The organism is Candidatus Tisiphia endosymbiont of Oplodontha viridula, assembly GCF_964264865.1.
Taxonomy (GTDB): domain Bacteria; phylum Pseudomonadota; class Alphaproteobacteria; order Rickettsiales; family Rickettsiaceae; genus Tisiphia.
Genome location: NZ_OZ183486.1, coordinates 465,609 through 486,571 on the forward strand (window position 1 = coordinate 465,609; position 20,963 = coordinate 486,571).

Annotated in this window: 12 protein-coding genes; 2 read left to right on the forward strand and 10 right to left on the reverse strand. The window is 32.6% G+C overall.

Going from position 1 to position 20,963, the window contains the following annotated elements; genetic code table 11:
* Positions 1-34: 34 nt before the first annotated feature.
* The 3 genes from ACFEL1_RS02250 to rpsU form a co-directional block, all read right to left on the reverse strand.
* Positions 35-3,964: a hypothetical protein gene (locus ACFEL1_RS02250; protein WP_375331334.1), complete on the reverse strand. Its 3,930-nt coding sequence runs from the start codon at positions 3,962-3,964 to the stop codon at positions 35-37.
* Positions 3,965-4,323: 359 nt separating this feature from the next.
* Positions 4,324-5,529 (reverse strand): hypothetical protein, encoded by a 1,206-nt coding sequence (locus ACFEL1_RS02255; RefSeq protein WP_375331335.1) that lies wholly within the window; start codon positions 5,527-5,529, stop codon positions 4,324-4,326.
* A gap of 473 nt (positions 5,530-6,002) precedes the next feature.
* The gene (gene rpsU / locus ACFEL1_RS02260; protein WP_341748434.1) at positions 6,003-6,203 is read right to left on the reverse strand and encodes a 30S ribosomal protein S21; all 201 of its coding nucleotides are present in this window, start codon (positions 6,201-6,203) and stop codon (positions 6,003-6,005) included.
* 110 nt (positions 6,204-6,313) lie between these two features.
* Between rpsU and ACFEL1_RS02265 the strand changes: the two genes are divergently transcribed.
* Positions 6,314-7,069 carry a COQ9 family protein gene (locus ACFEL1_RS02265; RefSeq protein WP_375331336.1) on the forward strand — a complete coding sequence of 252 codons (756 nt, stop codon included), beginning with the start codon at positions 6,314-6,316 and terminating at the stop codon, positions 7,067-7,069.
* A gap of 16 nt (positions 7,070-7,085) precedes the next feature.
* Entirely contained in the window at positions 7,086-10,268 is a 3,183-nt protein-coding gene (gene ileS, locus ACFEL1_RS02270; protein WP_375331337.1) for an isoleucine--tRNA ligase, read from the forward strand.
* Between the two features lie 249 nt (positions 10,269-10,517).
* Here ileS and ACFEL1_RS02275 read toward each other — a convergent pair whose 3' ends face one another.
* The 7 genes from ACFEL1_RS02275 to ACFEL1_RS02305 form a co-directional block, all read right to left on the reverse strand.
* Entirely contained in the window at positions 10,518-12,749 is a 2,232-nt protein-coding gene (locus ACFEL1_RS02275; RefSeq protein ID WP_375331338.1) for a tetratricopeptide repeat protein, read from the reverse strand.
* Between the two features lie 135 nt (positions 12,750-12,884).
* The gene (locus ACFEL1_RS02280; protein WP_375331339.1) at positions 12,885-14,639 is read right to left on the reverse strand and encodes a PHA/PHB synthase family protein; all 1,755 of its coding nucleotides are present in this window, start codon (positions 14,637-14,639) and stop codon (positions 12,885-12,887) included.
* A 359-nt stretch (positions 14,640-14,998) separates the two neighbouring features.
* Positions 14,999-16,489, reverse strand: a complete 1,491-nt coding sequence (locus ACFEL1_RS02285) for a UbiD family decarboxylase (protein ID WP_375331340.1) — start codon at positions 16,487-16,489, stop codon at positions 14,999-15,001.
* Positions 16,486-17,568 carry an LptF/LptG family permease gene (locus ACFEL1_RS02290; protein WP_375331341.1) on the reverse strand — a complete coding sequence of 361 codons (1,083 nt, stop codon included), beginning with the start codon at positions 17,566-17,568 and terminating at the stop codon, positions 16,486-16,488. Before ACFEL1_RS02290 ends, ACFEL1_RS02285 begins: the two co-directional genes overlap by 4 nt.
* A 115-nt stretch (positions 17,569-17,683) precedes the next feature.
* Positions 17,684-18,769, reverse strand: a complete 1,086-nt coding sequence (gene tgt, locus ACFEL1_RS02295; RefSeq protein ID WP_341760811.1) for a tRNA guanosine(34) transglycosylase Tgt — start codon at positions 18,767-18,769, stop codon at positions 17,684-17,686.
* Between the two features lie 2 nt (positions 18,770-18,771).
* Entirely contained in the window at positions 18,772-19,956 is a 1,185-nt protein-coding gene (locus ACFEL1_RS02300) for an acetyl-CoA C-acetyltransferase (protein WP_375331342.1), read from the reverse strand.
* Positions 19,953-20,954: an alpha/beta fold hydrolase gene (locus tag ACFEL1_RS02305; RefSeq protein ID WP_375331343.1), complete on the reverse strand. Its 1,002-nt coding sequence runs from the start codon at positions 20,952-20,954 to the stop codon at positions 19,953-19,955. Before ACFEL1_RS02305 ends, ACFEL1_RS02300 begins: the two co-directional genes overlap by 4 nt.
* Between the last annotated feature and the right edge of the window lie 9 nt (positions 20,955-20,963).

A 20,963-nucleotide genomic window follows, 5' to 3' on the forward strand; every position in this document is an offset into this window, starting at 1 on the left:
AAGTTGCTAATTATTACATAATTAGCAACTCTCGTTAAAAATTTCTACTACCACCTACATTTCGGTTAGGTTTTTTATGAGCAGGTCCTTTCTTATCTAGAGAACCATCTAGAGCAGGGGTAGCATTAGCATCATGTAATAGCTGAGACGCATCCTTAAAAAGAGGGTCAGCTATTACACGATCAGGTTGCAACCCGGGAACAGCAGCTGAATTTACTCTAATATTACCTTGGGCATTTTTAACTATTCCTACATATTCTCCTTTGTTTTTAAGAACTTCTTGCTCAAGTTTCTCAAGAGTACTTTTATCTACTGGTAAAGTATAAGTTTTACCCTTACGTTTCAAATATAAAGGTGACTTATTGTCCTCAGAACAAGAAAATATTTCTGTAGGTTTGGTCAGATGCACCAACTTGCCATTCTTATAGTGAGCAGTCAAATACACAGCATCTTCTTTACTAATATTACGTCCATTTGTATCTTGTACTGCAAAAGACATATGGCACGCCCCCTGCATATCTATAGATAATGGTATATTTACCATACGAGCATTTTTAATTTCTTCTCCCTCACTAGTTTTATATTTAGCATTTTTGTCATCATGACTCACATCATAACTCAATGTTGTTTCATTTATTGTCACAACATCCTTACCGTTTTGCTGCAAACTAAAGCTCTTATCTGCTCCTTTATCTTGCCATTCAATATCTTTATACTCAGCTGCAAATTTTTTATGAATATCTGTATAGCCTCTTTGTTCAATATTTTCTATCTCTCGTAGTACTTCTGAGTCCCGCAATACTTCGGATAATCCGCCAACATTTTTTTGGGCAAATTGAGCAAAACTGCTTGTAGATTCCAAAGAAAATTTATTAACAATTGGCTGGACTTGCTCTCTTGACAATTCCTTAAAAGCTTGCAATATTTTATCATCGTCATAAACACTACCCTTAGTTTTATCCTGAACTAATACTTTATCTACAGACACGCCACTATCCATCACTGACCTATACTCTGTACCTACTGATTGATGCAACTTTTGCCTATTATCTGTTTGGCTATCAACTGCTCTAAACTCTTTAGTAATAGTCTCTGTTTCCGTACCTATTGACTGACTAACTATCTTATCTGTTTGTACAGAAGCTCCTTGTACTTCCGCCTTAATTTGTAATTTTTCCAACTGCTCTAGAAGTGCAGCATTTTGCCTTTCAAGAGCAGCTATCTTAGCATTCTTATCTTGAATATCTTTTATCCCAGCCTGCTCAACTCCTTGCATTATTTGGTTATGTTTCTCAGCATCCTTCAACCGTCCATAAAGTTCATCCATACTCCTTTTTTGTTCTTCTTTTAAGGCATTATACTCTAAATCTTTTCTTGCACTAAGTGTTTCTAGCTGATTTTTTGTATCTTCTTTTATTTTTTCTAACTGAGATTTTAAACCCGCATTCTCGTCGGTTACTTTATTTAGCTGAGTTTTAAAGTTTTTATTTTGGTCATATTGCTCATCAGAAATAGCTTTTTCCAACGTTAGTTCTTCTTGGGCTTCGGTTAATTCTTGTTGAATTTTCTTTAGCTCTGCCTGTTGTTTTTCGTATTCTGCCTCTAAATAATTATACTCTAAATCTTTCTTCCCACTAAGTACCTCTAACTGTTTTCTTTCATTTTCTATTTCTTCTAACTGAGTTTTTAAACTATTATTCTCATTGGTTAATCCACCTAGCTGAGCTTGTAATTCTTTAGCTTGCTTACTTTCTACACCATATTCTTGCTCAGCTGCCTTTAGGCTTTCTTGAACGATTATTAATTCTTGTTGCTTCTTTTCTAGCTCACTCCGACTTTCTTGCTGCTCTGATTTTAGTTGTGATAATTTCTCGTTTATTGTTTGCAATTCTGCTGCAGCTGCCTCTGATTGTTCTTTAAGCATTGCTTCATAAGCTAATCGTGCTACCTGTAAGCCGAGAGTTGCTGATTCTTTTTCTTTAGTAAGTCCTGCTATTCGACTTTCTGCCCCTTCTCTTGTTTCTTTTAACTCAGTCGTTAATTGATGCTGAACCTTGGTTAATTCCTTTACCTCAGCTTGTAGTTTTTTAGCCTGCTCACTTTCTTTTCCATGCAATTCTTCACGAGTATTAGTTAATTCTTCTTTCGTCTTTTGTAGCTCTGCCTGCTTTGCTTGCTGCTCTGATTTTAGCTTTGATAATTCCTCACCTACCTCTCGCAATTTTGTTGTATAATCTTCTTTTGCTTTACTATACTCTAAATCTTTTGCTCCACTAAGTTCTACTAACTGTTTTTTTTCATTTTTTTCTACTTGTAACTGAGCTTGTAAATTATTATTCTCACCTTGAACTGTGGTTAACTCATTTAGTTGAGTTTCTAAATCTTCAACCCGTTTACTTGTGTTTTTGGATTTTTCTTGCTCTAGCAATAAGTCTTTCTGAGATTTTTCTAATAATTGTTGTTTCTCTACTAGCTCACTCCGAGTTTTTTGCTGCTCTAATCTTAGTGGAGATAATTCCTCACCTAGTTCTTGCAATTTTGCTGCGTCTTGTACTGACTGATCTTTTAGATATTCCAGTTGTTTTTCATATGCTTGCTTTAAATTATCATTCTCTAATTCTTTTTCCCCACTAAGTACCTCTAGCTGTTCTTTTGCACTTTTCTCTACCTCTTTTAACTTAGTTTTTAAATCATTATTCTCTTGGGTTAACTCACTTATCCGAGCTTCTAACTTTACAAATTTATCTGTTTTAAGTGCTTTTTCTAGTTCATCTAATAAACTAGGATCATTCGGTGTAATAAATTGCTGCTGCCCTATTTGTTGCTCTTTCTTTTCTCTCTCCAGTTCCCTAATCCGTTCTTGGAGTTCACTTACTCGTTCTAGATTTTTTTGTATTTGCACATTTGCAGATAATCTTTCCTTATCTGCAGATAACTTTAATTGCTGTAATTGATGATCTTGATCATCTATTTTACTCTCTGCAATCTCAAGCTGTTTATTTAACTTATTAAGCTTAATTTGACGTTTTAGTGATACCTCAACATCATTAGCTCTTTCTTGTAATATAGGATACTGACTGATTGAATCTTCTTGTTGTTGTTTTGCACTGGATAGAGGGGGGTAAGATTTTTGTTCCAATTGCTTTAATTCTTCAAACAACTGCTCTTCTTTTTGCTTGCTTTGCTCAATGATTTGAGTTTTTTGCTCTATTTGATCTTGGATTGTCTTTATTTTTTCTTCTTGTAGTTTTACATTTTTATATTGCTCCTCTATTATAGGATTTTTTGCTAATATAACATCTATTTCTTTTGTTATCTCCGCTTGCCGTTCCTTAAACAATCCTTGTAGTATTGGCTGAGCATCAACTGTCAAATTACCCGCTAAATCTTTCTTTTGTAACTCCTTTTTTTGCTCGATTAAATTTTTATCTCTTTTTTCTAAATTCTGCATACTGGCATTAAGCTCTGCCATAAGTTGCGAATTTTTCTCAAGCAATTCTTCTTTGTCGTTTTTTTCAAGTAATTGAGAAAATTCCTTTCTTCGCTCGATATCTATATTATCAATATTTTTTCCATCTTCATGTAAAAACCAATCCAACTCTTGACAGAGTCTAATATTTGATTCAATGTTTTCAGATTCCTGCTCAATTCTTCCTTGCTCTAAATTTATAAATTCAGTTTGTTCTTGAACTGCTTTTTTTATTTCGTCTGCTGATTGAGCAGCTAGGTGTCCTTTTATTTTTTCCTGCTGTTTCCAAAGTTTTCCCAACAATTCTGATGCATCCTTATCTTGTTCCTGCAAATTCTCTCTTAAATCTTCTAATGCTGTTTGCTTCTCTCGGATATCTCTTTGTAGCACTTTGAGGTCTTTATTAGCTTCTTCAAATATACCATGCTCAGTTTTCATCTTTTTTTGAAGTTGTTTTATTGCGGATAAAGCTTCTTCTGATTCTGGTAATGACATTTTATTTACCCATAGTTTAAATTATCTAAATTAATATTATAAAAATTATTTGAGTATAACTATAACTTCAAAAGTTGTTAAAAACAACTTTTAGAAGTAAAATCTCTAGATTATTGGAAATTCTTTATGTTAATTTCGTGGATTTATAAGAATTATTGCTAAAGCAAGAACCCCTCAACTGTTGAAAGTTTACAAATACCTATACCACAACGTCATTGCGAGCGTAAATGAAGCAATCTAGGAAACAATCTATAATAGATAAATGATGTTACTGGATTGCTTCGTCGGCCTTACGGCCTTCTCGCAACGACGTATAAAGAAGCTGTATTTACTAACTTTCAACAGTTGTAGGGGTAACATCAGGGCAGTTTAATAACCTTTGGTATACTAACTGTACGAGTATGCCACAAAGTATATATCCCCTTAGCTATATTCTCACTAGCAGAATAATACTTAACTCGCATATTATTAGGTATATTAGGTAAATGAAGATGCATATTCTCATCAATAATTGACACTCTTCCTTCATTAAACTCGTTTTTTATATGTCTTTTATGGGTTTCGTTCATTGTGGAGTTATAATACACCGTAACAGTTTTAGCAGGTAACATATCTACGGTTTCCGAGACCATAGAAGTAGACTCACCTGGTACTATAATCAAACTATGCTTGTTATATAAAACAGCTCCAAGAATAGCCTTATACATACTTGGTTGTCCTTTCTTAAAGTCAAATAATTTAAAGGGTACTCGATTTTCTTGTAAAACCCTTTGGAAACTTGAGGTCACCGTATCCATTATACTATCTTTTTCATGTACACTAAGTTCTTTATTGTTTTGGCAATCATATTTTCCTGTACGTGGACCATTGGATACTAATACGAAATAATTATTTTTTAATGCAAGATTACTAACATAATTGGCTAACTTCTCTGCTTCTTTATTTGTGTAGCAATGATATGTACCATTTTCCGGTACATCCCCTGCTAAAATCACTGCTAAATATTTATCAAAGGAAGAAAACATTGATTTAAATGCAGCATATTCTGATTCAATATCAGAGACCTGCATATTATGAGCCACCCCATTAGTAGTAAGTAGTATAGTGTTCACGCCAGTAAGCTTACCAGTAAGTTTAGTATTCTGCTTATCTAATGCATGACTAGGCAATGCTATTATGTCTGCACCCAAAAAATTATCACGTTTTTCTTGGACAAGTTGCTTGTGTGATAAAGTGCCATTATCTAATAGTTGGTGAGAAAGATGTACTGCGATAATATTTTTTGCCAGTTCAGGATCTGACTTTAATTTAGTTATTGATTCTATGCCGTAATAACCAACTGAAACTATAATGGCAAGATTTTTGTTACTGCTAATTTGATCCTTAACGGTTTCTAATTGAGATTTATCGTATTCCTCAACATTCAGCGTAACAGACTTGCTTTTAAAGTATTTCTCGCTTTCTCTTGCTACTCCTAGCAATTGACTACGATCCCCAACAAAAGCTTTATCGCTTATGATATACAAATTAGCACTCTTTGTTTCAGCTGCGTGAGTGTGCATCATAAAAGATGATATTATTAAAACTATAAAAAAAATGTAGCAAAAATATGGTCTAATAATCATAATATCTCAAATTTAGAATTGTGTCATCACCCAAATGTTATTGCTGAGGAGTTGCTCAACCATTATCTATTAACGAGGAGTCACTTTATTAGCAACGAAACAATCCAAGAGATTAGGCATAGGTAAGCCAATATATTGGATTGCTTCGTCGACCTACAGTCTCCTCGCAATGACGCACTAGTGTTTGGGTTAAGTCGGTGTATCAAACGATGTCATTGAGGAGACCTAAGCACAACTGTTGAAAGTTAAAAAACCGTCATTGCGAGGAGGCGTGAGCCGACGAAGCAATCCATTGCTAATCACTTTTGTGGATTGCTTCGGAAGTCTTATGCCTCCCTCGCTAATAAACGTTGGTTGTTTCTCCACAACTCTTAAGCTGCCCTGCTTCGCAGATATAATAGTTTTAAGCTCGATTAACCTTCCATTAGTTGTTTACGAGCAACTTTTCTTTTTCTTCTTTCTGTTTCTTGATCTTTACGAACACGTTTTACTGAAGGAGGTTCATAGAAACGCGACATTTTCATTGAACGGAACACAAGCTCTCTTTGCATTTTTCTTTTCAAATTTTTAATTGCTTGCTCACCATTCCCAGCATGAACGTTTACTAGTATCACTTTTAATTACCCCCTATTTAGCATAAATTAGACTATTGAATGATAGTAACATTATCTATATACTAAGCTTATATGTCAAGATTAAAAGATGCATTTAACGACTATTTTTTATGACTACTTACGAAAAATATCATAGTTTGAAAGTACAATTTGTACAAGTTCTAGCAAAACTGCTAATCTTTGATGAGTGGAATAATAAATTATTGGCAGATGCGGAAAAGGAATGTGGTTTTGTTAAGGGGTATTGTCATATAATTTTTCCAAATGGTCTAAGGGAAATAGTTGATTTTTTTGAAAGCTGGCAAGACCAAAAAATGCTTGAGTTATTATCTCAGCAAGAAACCCCAGCTAAAATAAGGGATAAAATTGATTTAGCCTTAAAAGTTAGAATAAAAAATTGTACACCTAAACTTGTATACTCAAATGATTTGGAGAATGGGGACAATAAACAAGGGGTGAGCGGACTAGGCGTACATGAAGTACGTGAGTACGCGAATACCCCGCAGTTTTGCGAAACCAATTCTTCAAAGCAGAAGAGTATACATTTGAAGAATCGTACTTATTTTACCACACCATCAAACACTCTATTTGCTACAAAAATAGCCTTTCGTACCTGCGATTTAATTTGGCGTTATGCAGGAGATACATCTATAGATCATAATTATTATACTAAGAGAAGTTTGTTATTTAGCGTTTATATAAGTTCAATACTCTATTACATTCAAGACGAGTCAGAAAATAATATAGATACCGATAAATATATTACCAAGTCTTTATCTAGTATCATAACTATGTTCTCTAAATGTAAGAATATTTTTAAATTACCAAATCCCGTCGATATACCAATTATTCGACTATTTTTATAATAATCAAGATTACAACATGACTAATAAATACTACCCAGATATCCAATCTAATGTCGATTTTCCAACGATTGAAAAAAAGATTTTAGCTTATTGGCAGAAGAATAATATTTTCCAAAAAACGATAGATGCTAGACCATCAATAAATAATGGACAAAATAACGAATTCATCTTTTATGATGGTCCACCCTTTGCTAATGGTCTACCACATTATGGTCATCTGCTAACTGGCTTTATCAAAGATGTTTATGCACGCTATCAAACTAGTAAAGGCAAAAGAGTCGAGCGACGCTTTGGGTGGGATTGTCATGGACTCCCTGCTGAAATGCAAGCAGAGAAAGAATTAAGTATTTCTGGGAGAACGGCCATTATCAATTTTGGTATTGATAAATTTAACGAACATTGTAGATCATCGGTCATGAAATATGCTAATCAGTGGCAGGAATATGTTAATCGACAAGCACGATGGGTGGATTTTACCAATTCCTATAAAACCATGGATAAAGCTTTTATGGAATCTGTGCTGTGGGCTTTCAAAGAATTATATAACAAAGGACTTCTATATGAATCAATGAGAGTAATGCCTTATTCTTGGGCATGTGAAACGCCTTTATCTAATTTTGAAACAAGGCTAGATAATGCATATAGAGAACGAACTGATAAGGCAGTTACGGTAAGTTTTGTACTTGAGGATAAATTACCAAATTCTGTACAATATAACGAGTACAGAATGCTGGCATGGACTACGACGCCATGGACTTTGCCAGCTAATTTAGCATTAGCTATTGGATCTGATATTGAATATGCTTTAGTACCAAATGGTCAGGTTTGTTATATTTTGGCTAAATTTGCTTTGGCTAAATATAAAAAAGAGTTAGGACTTAGTGATGAAAAAAATTATGATATAATTGAAGGTAAGTACCTATTAAATCTCACTTACAAGCCATTATTCGATTATTTTGCCAATCATCCAAGTAGCTTTAAAGTACTTTCCGGAGATTTTGTTGTTGAGGGAGACGGTACTGGTATCGTTCATATGGCTCCTGGTTTTGGTGAAGAGGATCAGATTCTTTGTGCAGCCCATGGTATAGAACTAGTTTGTCCGGTAGATAGTAGCGGAAAATACACCAAAGAAATTTTTGACTTGGCTGGTATGCAAGTATTTGATGCTAATGACCAAATTATTATTAAGCTAAAAAATCAGGGTAATTGGCTTAAAACCGAACAATATATTCATAATTATCCCCATTGCTGGCGTACTGACACCCCTCTTATATACAAAGCCGTTCCTTCTTGGTATGTAAAAGTTACCGAATTTAAAGACAGAATGACCCTATTAAATCAACAAATTAACTGGATACCCTTGCATGTCAAGGATAATTTATTTGGCAAATGGCTAGAAAATGCTAGGGATTGGTCAATTAGCCGCAATAGATTTTGGGGTACACCGCTACCTGTATGGAAATCAGATAATCCGGCTTATCCTAGGATTGATGTGTATGGATCAATAGAGGAGTTAGAAAAAGATTTTGGGGTTACAGTTACCGATTTACATAGGCCTTTTATTGATCAACTAACTAGAAAAAATCCGGATGATCCAACCGGTAAATCAATGATGGTTAGAGTAGAAGATGTCTTTGATTGCTGGTTTGAAAGCGGCTCTATGCCTTATGGGCAAGTACATTATCCATTTGAAAATAAAGAGTGGTTTGAAAAGCATTTTCCTGCCGATTTTATAGTAGAATATTCAGCACAAACACGCGGTTGGTTCTATACTTTAATGGTACTGTCAACAGCCCTTTTTGACCAACCACCTTTTTTAAATTGTATTTGCCATGGGGTTATATTAGACAGCACCGGGCAAAAATTATCAAAGCGTCTTAATAATTATGCTGATCCGCTAGAATTATTTGATAAATATGGTTCTGATGCTCTAAGAGTTACCATGCTCTCTTCCAATGTAGTCAAAGGTCAGGAACTACTGATCGATAAAGACGGTAAAATGGTTTATGAGAGCTTACGTTTATTTATCAAACCCATTTGGAATGCTTACCATTTCTTTACTCTGTATGCTAATAGCGATCAGATAAAAGCGGAAAACCACTTTAATTCTCAAAATGTGCTAGATCGTTATATCTTATCAAAACTAAAAATATCAGTAGAAAAAATCCAGTATGGGCTAGATAATTTTGATACTCAAATAGCTTATAATAATGTTGGCAATTTTTTTGAAGTATTAAATAATTGGTATATTAGAAGAAGTAGAAATCGTTTTTGGAAAAGTGAAAAAGATCAAGATAAAAAAAATGCTTATAATACCTTGTATAGTTGTCTTGAAATAATGTCTATTGCTCAATCCAGTTTACTACCATTAATTTCTGAGGAAATTTATTTAGGACTTACAAGGCTAGAAAACCAAGGCGGCAGTGTTCATTTAGCGGATTTTCCTGAACTTGATATGATAGAAGTTGACTATGATTTGGTCAGCATCATGGATCAAGTATTAGATATTTGTAGTAATGCTTTATTCATTAGAAGTAACGAAAATATCCGGGTTCGGCAACCACTGAGCAGTTTAACAATCATTAGTAAAAATAATGAATTACTAGTAAAATTTGAAGAATTAATTAAAGATGAGATTAATGTTAAAAGGGTAATTTATAAAGATGATGTAGAGAATCATGCTGATTACAAATTATCGATTAACTTTCCTAATTTAGGGAAACGTCTACCTCATAAAGTCAAAGATATCATAATAGCTTCTAAAAAGCATCAGTGGCAACTGATGAATGAGCATCTAGTAATAGCGGGAGAAACATTAAATCAAGATGAGTTCTCTCTAGTTTTAGAACCTAAAAATGTTAAAGGTACAAGACATGCAACTAAATCTTTAGCTAATAATCATGGACTAATATTACTGGATTTAGAAATAACAAAAGAACTATACGAAGAAGGTATTGCAAGAGATTTAGTACGCTTTATTCAACAAGCGAGAAAAGATGCCAATTTTGCCATGAATGATAGAATCTTCCTGGAAATCATAGGCAAACCGGATTTTATGCAAATAGTTGAACAACATAGTACATTCATTCTTGAGCAAACCTTAAGTGAATTTGCTAGCGATTTCACGCCAGAATATATGACTAATGTTGAATTAAATTCAGACATAATAACTATAAGGGTAGCAAGAGTGTCTAAGTAACCTCAAGTATCGATGTAAGACAGGTTCAATAGCCTCAATATCCTCCCGGTAAGAGTTTATGTCATCAACTATGATTTTTAAAGAATTAAGTTGGTTAGAGAGTTAGCAAATAAATCTCTAGGCTTAACATTCGCAATAAACCACAACTTGATAGAAATTTAAATAAATATATGTTTAAATTTCTATCAAGTCTTTGCTAATTTTAAATAATAATCATTAACAATGACTGTTGGTTAACACAACTAATGCTTAATGATTCTTGATCCACAAATCCATGTTATATTGTTTGCAATATTCAAACATATCAACTGTGTTAGGATGGTGTATGCCAAACTCCTTAATTTGTGGCTTGCCAAAGAATTTATAATTATATAAATCTTTGCTTTTACAGGCAGCTTTTGCTCCATGATTATACAAATCACTTACTTGAACAATATTTTTACTTCTATCTCCATATAAATAATGGTATATAACAAACGCTTTTTTATAAGATTCTATAGATCGCTTAAGGTCATCTTGAGCAAAAAAAATATCACCTTGTACTACATAAGTAGCTGCTAAATCAGAATTTTTAGAATAATTTATGTTCTCCGAATTGTTGTTTTCTTCTGCTAACAATATAGCCTTATTAATGTATTCAGAAGCTTTATATACTTTACCTAAACCTAATTTACTTTTTGCCATTTCTGTATAAATACATGAAAATTTAATATCAGAATCATACCCTATGAGCTTCTTATGTGTGTTATATAATTGTTGAGCTTGAGCATAAGCTTCTTGATATCTACCAAGACAATTCAGTACCATTGCTCTATAAATATAAGTTCTACTAAGGTATAAGTCATTAGCACGGAATCCATTTTTTATAAGAAGCTCAATACTTTGATCTCTATATTCTAAAGCTTTGTTATATTTTCCTTGTGCATAAAACAAGCAAGCCTTTAAAAAATATATTGTAAATATATGTTCTACTTCTTGAGTTGCTAATTTTTCAATCTTTATAAGTAATTCTTCAGCCAATTTTATCTCACCTATGTCTATATACGTTATACATATTTGATGAATTAAATTAAATTTTAGAGCATCATTGCCTTCATCATTATCAAGTGTATATAAAACTTCTAATGATTTAGTAAAATAAGAAATCGCTGTTTCAAAATTTCTTATTAACCTATTATAGATTCCTATTGCCCCTAAATATCTACTGTAATAAAATTTGTAATTCTCAGGCATTTGCCATAATTTAATTTGTTGATTTTTTTGATTAAACCAATCAACCATTTGATGGATTTTGCTATTATCACCAACGTTTACATATAAAGACAATAACTCACTTCTTAATTTAAGTATTGTATATATGTTAGTATTATATCCTTCAGAATTTTTAAGAATAATTTCTAAGTTTTCTGCTATAGTCTGAGCGGTTCTCCACAAATATCCTGAGAGAGCTCTTGTAGGTTTAGGTAATTTGGCAATAATATTTTCTAAATATATTTTATTATTATCACCATTTAGTTCCATTATTTTATTGCTAACTATGTCATGCATTTCAAAAATAGGGTTATTCTCACTAAAATTAATATTGCTAATTAGCATAAACTTAGATAATTGATATATATCATCATCAATGGTATCTTTATTATCAGTAATGACAGTAAGAAGTTGCTTTGAAAAAGCTTGGTTATTTAGTAAAGCTATTTTATTCAGTAAATTTACTGCACTAGGACTTAATTGTTGAATAACCATATTAATATTTGTTGCTATTTTATCAGTTGATTGATAGATTTTCTTTTTATACTCCTCTTTATCTAAACCTTTAATTTTGTTAAGTAATTGAGCTCCTTGCACTATCAATATTGGATAACCACTAAAAGATTGCGTTAAAAATTTGATATTATTGTTATCCTTATTATCCAATAAGTTATTAGCTAAAGCTACAATAGTAGGCTTATCAAGTATGGGCATTGCTATAATATTATGTAACTTTTCACTATCTTGCGAACAAAACACTATATTACCATTATGTTCCCAATCAATAAAATCTTGTACTTTTGTATTTTCATTAACTTTTAGATTATCAAACACCAATAACCACTTATTAGTAGAAGTTAAATATGATATTACTTCTTTTTTTGCTAAAGCAACTTCTTCAGATATATTAGTTTGTTTGATAGTATTGAGTTGTTTGGCTAATTTAACAAATTGCTCATTAAAATCAAGGTTACAATCAAAAAACCAAATTAGATCATAATTATTTTTATTCTCATAACCATACATCCTAATCAGTTGAGTTTTACCTATACCACTAGTACCAACTATACTTGCTTGTCTATATTTACTTAAATATTCATCTAGGATTTTAAGTTGTTGCTCATGATTGACAAAATAACTAACTGGGGTGATTAAATTAGTTATTTGTTCTTTTGCCAAAGTTCTAGTATTAATGATTAATAATATGATTAATAGTAAAAATTTTTTCATATAATGAAACTGTTGAAAAATAAATTATGTCCTAACGGTACATATAAAACATATTATACGAATAACTATCAAGAATAAGCAAAAATAATTCAACTTAAGTTCAAATATTATATAATGGACTGAAAAAATTAGAGGTTATATTCTTTTATGAACATATTTACCAGGGGCAAGTTCGATGGATTTTAAACTATCATAATCTAGCGATTTTATTAACTCACCACTATTATCTTCTAACCAAGTAAGCCAGTAAGGCCACCATGATCCTTGATGCTCGTCAGCATTAATAAACCATGATTCACTACTAAAGGTTAAGTCTTGATTAGTTTTATAATTATATTTAGACATTGCAGGAGGATTAACCACACCTGCAACATGTCCAGAACTTGCAAGACAAAAGGTTTTGTTACCTTTTAATAGTTTTAATCCTTCATATACCGATCGCCACGGAGCTATATGATCCTCATTTGCAGCAAGGAAAAAAGAGTTACAGTCAATCTTGCTCAAATCAATTGGCGTACCAAATAATGATAAGTTACTCGGTTCTTTCAATAAATTATTTAGATACATATTACGTAAGTAATAGCTATACATATTAGTTGGTAAATTCGTTGGATCAGCATTCCAATATAATAAGTCAAATGGCATTGGAGTTTGACCAAGCAGATAGTTATTAACAAAAAACGACCATACTAAATCATTAGCTCTTAGCAAACTAAAGCTATTCGACAAATAACGACCATCAAAATATCCTTTAGAATTCATTTCTTGTTCGATCATGGCAATCGATGACTCATTGACAAAAATACTTACTTCCCCAGGATTTTTAAAGTCTAAAAGGGTAGTAATAAAGCTGACACTATTAATATAATTTAAATTATTTGCCTTCAGATAAGCAACAGCAGTCGCAAGAAAAGTTCCACCAATACAATAACCAATAGCATTAATATGGTTATATCCAAACTGCATTATATATTCACAAGCTTCTAAAACTCCTTCTTTTACATAGTCCTCAAAACTTTTATCAGCTAGAGTTTCATCGGGATTAACCCAAGAAACAATATATACTTGAAAATTATGTTCGACAAGAAACGCTACCATTGAATTATGTTCAGATAGATCAAGTATATAGTATTTATTAATACAGGGTGGAATTATAAGCAATGGTATTGCCCGTGTTTTTTGCTTAGGTTCATAACATATTAACTGTATTAATTGATTCTGAAAAACAATTTTTCCTTTAGTAGTAGCTATATTTTTGCCAAGTAAAAAAGCATTATTATCGGTAGTTTTTATATTGAATATATCACTAGAATTTCTTATATCTGCAAGAAAGTTTTCTAAGCCTTGAACAAGATTTTGACCACCTGTTTCCAAAATTTTACTAAGAACTATCGGGTTGCCAAAAGCAAAATTTGACGGAGAGAAGGCATTAATAAATTGATGCGTCATAAATGCCAAATGTTGTTTAAGGTCAGGTGCTAGTTCATATTGTTCGATATTATCCTGTAACCATTCTGAAGACATTAAATAGAATTGCTTAACAAAATCAAAATACGCATTATCCTGCCAAGCTAAATCCTTAAACCTTCTATCTTTACTATTTGGTGAAAAAAGAGGAGTGGTTGATTTCCCTACAAATTTCTCTACTGAATTTATAACAAGATTCTGAAATTTCTCAACGTACTGAATATTTAGCTGCCAAAATTTTTCAGGATTTTTTATAAATTGTTCACTTAAGCTTGATAATATAACTTTATTTTTATCCATATCAATAAGAGATGCAGGGATCATATTCCCCCTACCCTGCATAAGACAAAGTATTATCTCTTGGTATTTATCACTAACTTTTTTTATATTTTTGATTATTTCATCACTAGAAATATTATCCATTATATCCAATTCCAATTCTTCAAGTCATTTGAGTATATAATATATACTATAAATTTCTAACACTAAGTGTTTTAAGAAAAAATTATTGGCTTATAGCTAAACCGAAAAAATTTTAGCCAAAAACCGTCATTGCGAGGAGACCGTAGGTCGACGAAGCAATTGTAAGTTAAAAGTATGATCTAGATTGCCACGCTCACGTACGTTCGCTCGCTAATAGACGGTTTAAGCCTTACAACAACACTTCACAATAACGGTTTTTTAACTTTCAACAGTTGTGCCTGGATTGCCGCGTCGCCGCTTTTTCGCGACTTCTCGTAATGACGATTTTTTGGCTAAAACCTTTCCAGTTTAGCTATATTTCAAGTTTTTGCGGATATACCAAGCATATCCCAAATTTTATCAATCTTTTCCACAACTTCGCTAGTCATTTCTATTTTCTTACCCCAAACTCTATTAGTTTCTGGAGCTATTTTATTAGTTGCATCTATTCCCATTTTACTACCAAGGCTAGACACAGGTGAGGCAAAGTCAAGATAATCTATTGGTGAATTATCGATAAAAGTAGTATCCCTAGAAGGATCTACCCTAGTCGATATTGCCCAAACCACTTCCTTCCAGTCACGAATATCTATATCATCATCTACCACAATAATAAATTTTGTATACATGAATTGTCTTAAAAATGACCAAATCCCCATCATTATTCTTTTTGCATGACCTGCATAAGCCTTACGAATAGATACCACAGCAACTCTGTAAGAACAACCTTCAGGTGGCAACCAAAAATCAACAATCTCTGGAAATTGCTGTTGAATTATCGGAATAAACATTGCATTTAATGCTTCACCAAGTATAGATGGCTCATCTGGGGGTTTACCAGTATAAGTACTTAAATATATAGGTTGCTTTTTCATAGTAATAGTCTTAACATTAAATACTGGAAAATATTCAACGTCATTATAGTAACCTGTATGATCGCCAAATGGTCCTTCTAGTAGATATTCCTCAAAACTTACATGCCCTTCAATCACAATTTCACTATGAGCTGGCACTTTCATATCTATACTGACGCAATTTACCAGTTCAATTGACTTACCTCTTAATAATCCAGCAAAATTATACTCAGACATATTATCGGGTAGCGGCATAACAGCAGCCATAGTTACAGCAGGACTTGCCCCAATAACCACTGCAGCAGGAAAAGGATCAATCTTTGCTGATTGCCAACGCTTATGTTGTTGTGCTCCACCTCGCATTTTAAGCCAGCGCATAATAAGTTTGTTACGCTCTACTACTTGCATTCGGTATATACCAAGGTTAAAATTATCTATTTTTTCTAAGCTAGGTCCTTTTGTAACAACTATTGACCAAGTAAGTAGTGGTGAAATATCAAGAGGCCAGCAGGTTTGTATAGGCAATATATTAACATCAGGATCATTAATTATCACTTCTTGACAAGGAGCTTTTGACAACATCTTGGGTGACATGGCTAATATTCTTTTGGCGAGTGGCCACATAGCAAAGGTTTCTTTAAAGGAAGAAGGCAGTTCTGGTGCTTTAAGAAAAGCTAGCAATTCACCAAATTTCTTCAACTCTTCTGTATTTTTTAAACCAAGTCCTAAGGCAATCCGCCGCGTGCTGGCATATAAATTGGTTAAAACTGGCATATCAGACTTAGTCCCATCATCTCTAATAACATTTTCAAACAAAAGAGCAGGACCATCTTTTATTAAAACTCTTCTACTGATTTCTGTTATTTCAAGGTTAGATGATACAGGATAAGATATACGATTTAAGAGACCATTTTGCTCTAAAATTTTTAGGAATTGTGGTAAATCTTGAAAACTCATATAATTTTACGAAAATATAAATACAGGCTTAAAATAATAGCGATAATAATGTTAGCATAACAAGCAAAGATAAAATTTAAATCTTTAGAAGCAAGATTTTGTAATACAAAGTGCAAATATGTAATAATTATTGCAGAAAGTGCCGTAATTAAAATCTGCTTTAGACTAGATTTTTTATTATAAGGCTGTCTTAAAAAAACCGACAATGTTAGAAAAACAAGTACAAAATTATACATTGGCCAAATCAACCTTTGGTGTCCCTCAGCAACTAATTTAATCTTCCTCTGCTTCGATAGATTATTGCTGGGTTTTAATAATTCATGAATATAATATTCATTGATTTCTCGACTATACTCTTCCTTTACCAATCTTTTAGCATCATTACTGACTAATTCTACTGTTAGAACATCAAATGATAAATTAGTTAAATTACCATTATAGTCATATACCTGCCTAACCCCATCTTTTAGCTGAACAAACGAAGAGTTATTATATATTTTAAATATCCCCGATCTAGAAAATAAAATTGCATGATTATCATGTTTACGATTATCAAAAAGGATTAAATCTTTCATAGTACCATCAGCCAATCTTTTATCAAAATAAACTGTGATATCTTTAGAAATTGTATTAAATGTCTTCTCATCTAGTAGAGTGGATGCATAATTATTTCTCAGGAAGTTAAGATCTGATTTAAGCTTTGCATAAGATAACGGCAATAAACTAGTCGAAATATAATAAGCAAATAACGTAACTGTCAAGGCTACAATCAATGCTGGACTAGCTAGTTGTATATTACTTAATCCCAAATTTTGTAGAATAATTATCTGACGCCTCTCACTTAAAGCATTATAAGTATAAATGATAGTGATAATAGTTGCAAAAGGTAGCAAAATAAATAACAAAGATGGAATAACTAAAATAATTAAATTTAAGAAATCCTGAGCTTTTATTCCTTTATCAATTAAGTATAAAAACTTTAATATCTGAGTAATCCATACAAGGCTAGTGATCGAGAAAATAATTATCACCAAGGATGGTACAATATTTTTTATTATATAACGTTTATATATTAACATTCTGTAATCAATCTATTGTCTTTCAAATATAACTATTTGGCTATTTTATACTATTTATTTACAGCTGCTAATTGATATTTTCTTATAAAGATATACTTGAAATTGTCTTTTATAACTAATTTTCAAAATCAAAGTCTTTCCCTTGTTGAATATATTGCCTTATTCTTGACATTAATTCTTGGAAATACACCAAATTATGCCACGTCATAAGTACCGCCCCTAGAATCTCTTTTACCTTTACCAAATGATGTAAGTAAGCTTTATTATAATTTTTACATGCTGGGCATGGACAATCATATTCTAGCGGTTCATGATCACTACTATACTTACTATTGCGAATATTTACTATACCATATTTAGTAAAAGCTTGACCATTCCGACCCGAACGGGTTGGAATAACACAATCAAACATATCTATTCCCCTTGCAACCGCACCAATAATATCAGCTGGTTTACCAACTCCCATAAGATATCTTGGCTTATATTTAGGTAACAAATCCGGAGCATAGTCTAACACATTGAACATTAGTTCTTGCCCCTCACCTACTGCTAGACCTCCGATAGCATACCCTTCAAAATCTAATTCTACCAAATTCTGTGCTGACTGAACACGTAACTCCTGATATATACTCCCCTGTACAATACCAAATTGACCATAACCTTCTCTTTGAACGAAGGCTTTTCTTGACCTCTCTCCCCATCTAGATGTCAATTCCATAGATGATTTTGCTTGCTCAAATGTTGCAGGATATGGGGTACATTCATCAAACGCCATAGTAATAGTGCTATCAAGAAGATATTGTATCTCAGTTGCACGTTCGGGAGTTAACATATGCTTACTACCATCAATATGAGAGTTAAAAATTACACCTTCTTCGGTAATTTTACGTAATTTCGATAGAGACATGACCTGAAAACCACCTGAGTCAGTAAGTACAGGCTTTGACCAGTTCATGAATTTACGCAAGCCCCCAAGCTGGGCAATTCTTTCAGCAGTTGGTTGCAGCATTAAGTGATAAGTATTACCAAGTACTATATCAGCTCCGGTAGACTCCACTGCTTCGGGTAACATGGCTTTTACTGTACCTTTCGTACCGACTGGCATAAAAGCTGGGGTACGTATCTGACCGTGCCTAGTAGTAATAACACCAGTTCTTGCTTTTTTATGTTGAAATTTTAAGTCAAATGAAAATTTTTGCATTATTAATTTACCTTTTCAATACACATAGCTATCCCCATCCCTCCACCTATACAAAGTGTTGCTAGCCCTTTTTTCGCGTTAATTTTTTGCATTTGATTAATTAATGTTATCAAGATTCTTGCCCCACTTGCTCCTATTGGATGACCAAGAGCAATAGCCCCTCCGTTCATATTGACTTTATTAATATCCCAATTCATCTGTTGATTTACATAAATAGCTTGAGCGGCAAAAGCTTCATTAGCTTCTATTATGTCCAAATCTTCTACTTTCCAACCAGCTTTATCCAAAGCCTTCTTCGATGCTGGTATTGGACCTGTTCCCATAATATTTGGATCTACCCCTACTTCAGCATATGATACAATTCTCACAAGAGGTTTTAGATTATATCTCTTTAATGCTTCTTCAGATACTACCATTAAACAAGCTGCACCATCATTAATAGAAGAAGCATTACCAGCTGTTACAGTACCTTCTTTGTCAAAAGCTGGACGTAGTTTAGCTAGAACTTCTAATTTAATATCAGCTCTAATTCCCTCATCTTGATCAAACACTAATGTAGCTTTTTGCATCTTAACTTCTACTGGTAAGATCTCGTCTTTAAAACGACCTTCTGCTTGTGCTTCACGTGCTTTTTGGTGTGATTTTAGTGCAAACTCATCTTGCATTTCTCTAGTAATATTAAATCTTTTAGATATATTTTCAGCGGTAATCCCCATTAAATTATTAGAAAATACATCGGTCAAACCGTCATACTGCATCAAATCTACCATTTGTGTGCTACCTAACTTATGACCAGCACGAATATACGATCCATGTAAACCCAAAGACATATTTTCTTGCCCGCCAGCTATCACAATCTCATTATCACCTGCAATAATGCTACTTGCCGCTAAACATACCGTTTTTAACCCAGATCCACATACTTTATTAACTGTGAGGCCTGTAACTTCTTTAGGTAATCCAGCTTGGATTAGAGCTTGCCTAGCAGGATTTTGTCCTACGCCACCAGTGATTACCTGCCCCATTATTACTTCATTAATAATGGCTGGATCTAGTTTACTATCTTTTAAAATTGATTCTATAATGATAGCTGCAAGTTTGGTTGCTGGAATTGATCCTAGGCTTCCTAGCAGAGATCCTATTACCGTTCTTTTTGCATGAGTTATATAAACTGCCTTTTTACTCATCGAATATACTCCTTAAATAAGGTATCTAAATTATTATTAATCAAATAGCTAATATGACCACTTGGTACTTCGAAGATCATAGATTCTCTAAATAATTTGTGTAAGGATAACATAGATGATTTTGGTACTATTTTGTCATTACTTGCAATTATTTGATATACTGGTTTATTTATTAATGTCGGATCAATGATGATATTATTGACTTTCCATTGAAGTTTTGCAAGCATATTATTGCCTACTACATCATCCATAATTTGTATATATGTATTTCTAGACAAAGCAGTTCCAGACATCAACCAATTTTCTACTCTAAAAGATAAATCTCTTATTTTTGGTACAGTTATGGTAAAAAATTTATCAAGTTTTGTACTGAAATAATTTGGCATTAATAGGAAAAAAAGAATCTGAATATGTAGTTTGGGAATCATTGGCAAATTTCGTACATAATAATCTAGACCAAGATATTGGTATATATTCCTTGCTGTAGCAAAATGGGAGAAATCCCAAGGGGTTGAAAGTAATGTTAATGTTCTTATCATGTTTGGTACTATTATAGTGGCTGCCATTCCTATAATACCACCGATGCAGTGTCCCACTAAGTCTATTTGATAATTTTTTTGTCTTAAATTGCTAATAATTTTGCTAATAATTTCAACTACCCTCTTTACGTAGTCTTCTAACAAATAATCAGCTTCATCAACTTCAAACCAATCAACTAGAAACACCTCACCACAATGTCTTAAGTTACCAACAAAGCTTTTTGATTTAGCTAAGAAAAGAATTTCCGGGGAGTTAAAGATCGAAGGAATAACTAAAAATATTCTTTTATTACTAATAATACAATCTTTCGATGCCAGTGTTTTATAATATAAAATTTGATAATATTTTGTTTTAGTTATTTTTTTACCCAAGGAACAATACTTATTACCCAATAAATATTTTGATGAATAATCACTATATTGATCAAAATATTTTTGATATTTGTCATTGTCCAACATATTTTTTTA

Excerpts from the sequence above, each read along its gene's own strand:
- ACFEL1_RS02300 (WP_375331342.1), bottom strand. The coding sequence starts at position 19,956 with ATGAGTAAAAAGGCAGTTTATATAACTCATGCAAAAAGAACGGTAATA.
- ACFEL1_RS02285 (WP_375331340.1), bottom strand. The coding sequence starts at position 16,489 with ATGAGTTTTCAAGATTTACCACAATTCCTAAAAATTTTAGAGCAAAAT.
- ACFEL1_RS02305 (WP_375331343.1), bottom strand. The coding sequence starts at position 20,954 with ATGTTGGACAATGACAAATATCAAAAATATTTTGATCAATATAGTGAT.
- ACFEL1_RS02255 (WP_375331335.1), bottom strand. The coding sequence starts at position 5,529 with ATGATGCACACTCACGCAGCTGAAACAAAGAGTGCTAATTTGTATATC.
- ACFEL1_RS02290 (WP_375331341.1), bottom strand. The coding sequence starts at position 17,568 with ATGTTAATATATAAACGTTATATAATAAAAAATATTGTACCATCCTTG.
- ACFEL1_RS02250 (WP_375331334.1), bottom strand. The coding sequence starts at position 3,964 with ATGTCATTACCAGAATCAGAAGAAGCTTTATCCGCAATAAAACAACTT.
- ileS (WP_375331337.1), top strand. The coding sequence starts at position 7,086 with ATGACTAATAAATACTACCCAGATATCCAATCTAATGTCGATTTTCCA.
- ACFEL1_RS02275 (WP_375331338.1), bottom strand. The coding sequence starts at position 12,749 with ATGAAAAAATTTTTACTATTAATCATATTATTAATCATTAATACTAGA.
- tgt (WP_341760811.1), bottom strand. The coding sequence starts at position 18,769 with ATGCAAAAATTTTCATTTGACTTAAAATTTCAACATAAAAAAGCAAGA.
- ACFEL1_RS02280 (WP_375331339.1), bottom strand. The coding sequence starts at position 14,639 with ATGGATAATATTTCTAGTGATGAAATAATCAAAAATATAAAAAAAGTT.
- ACFEL1_RS02265 (WP_375331336.1), top strand. The coding sequence starts at position 6,314 with ATGACTACTTACGAAAAATATCATAGTTTGAAAGTACAATTTGTACAA.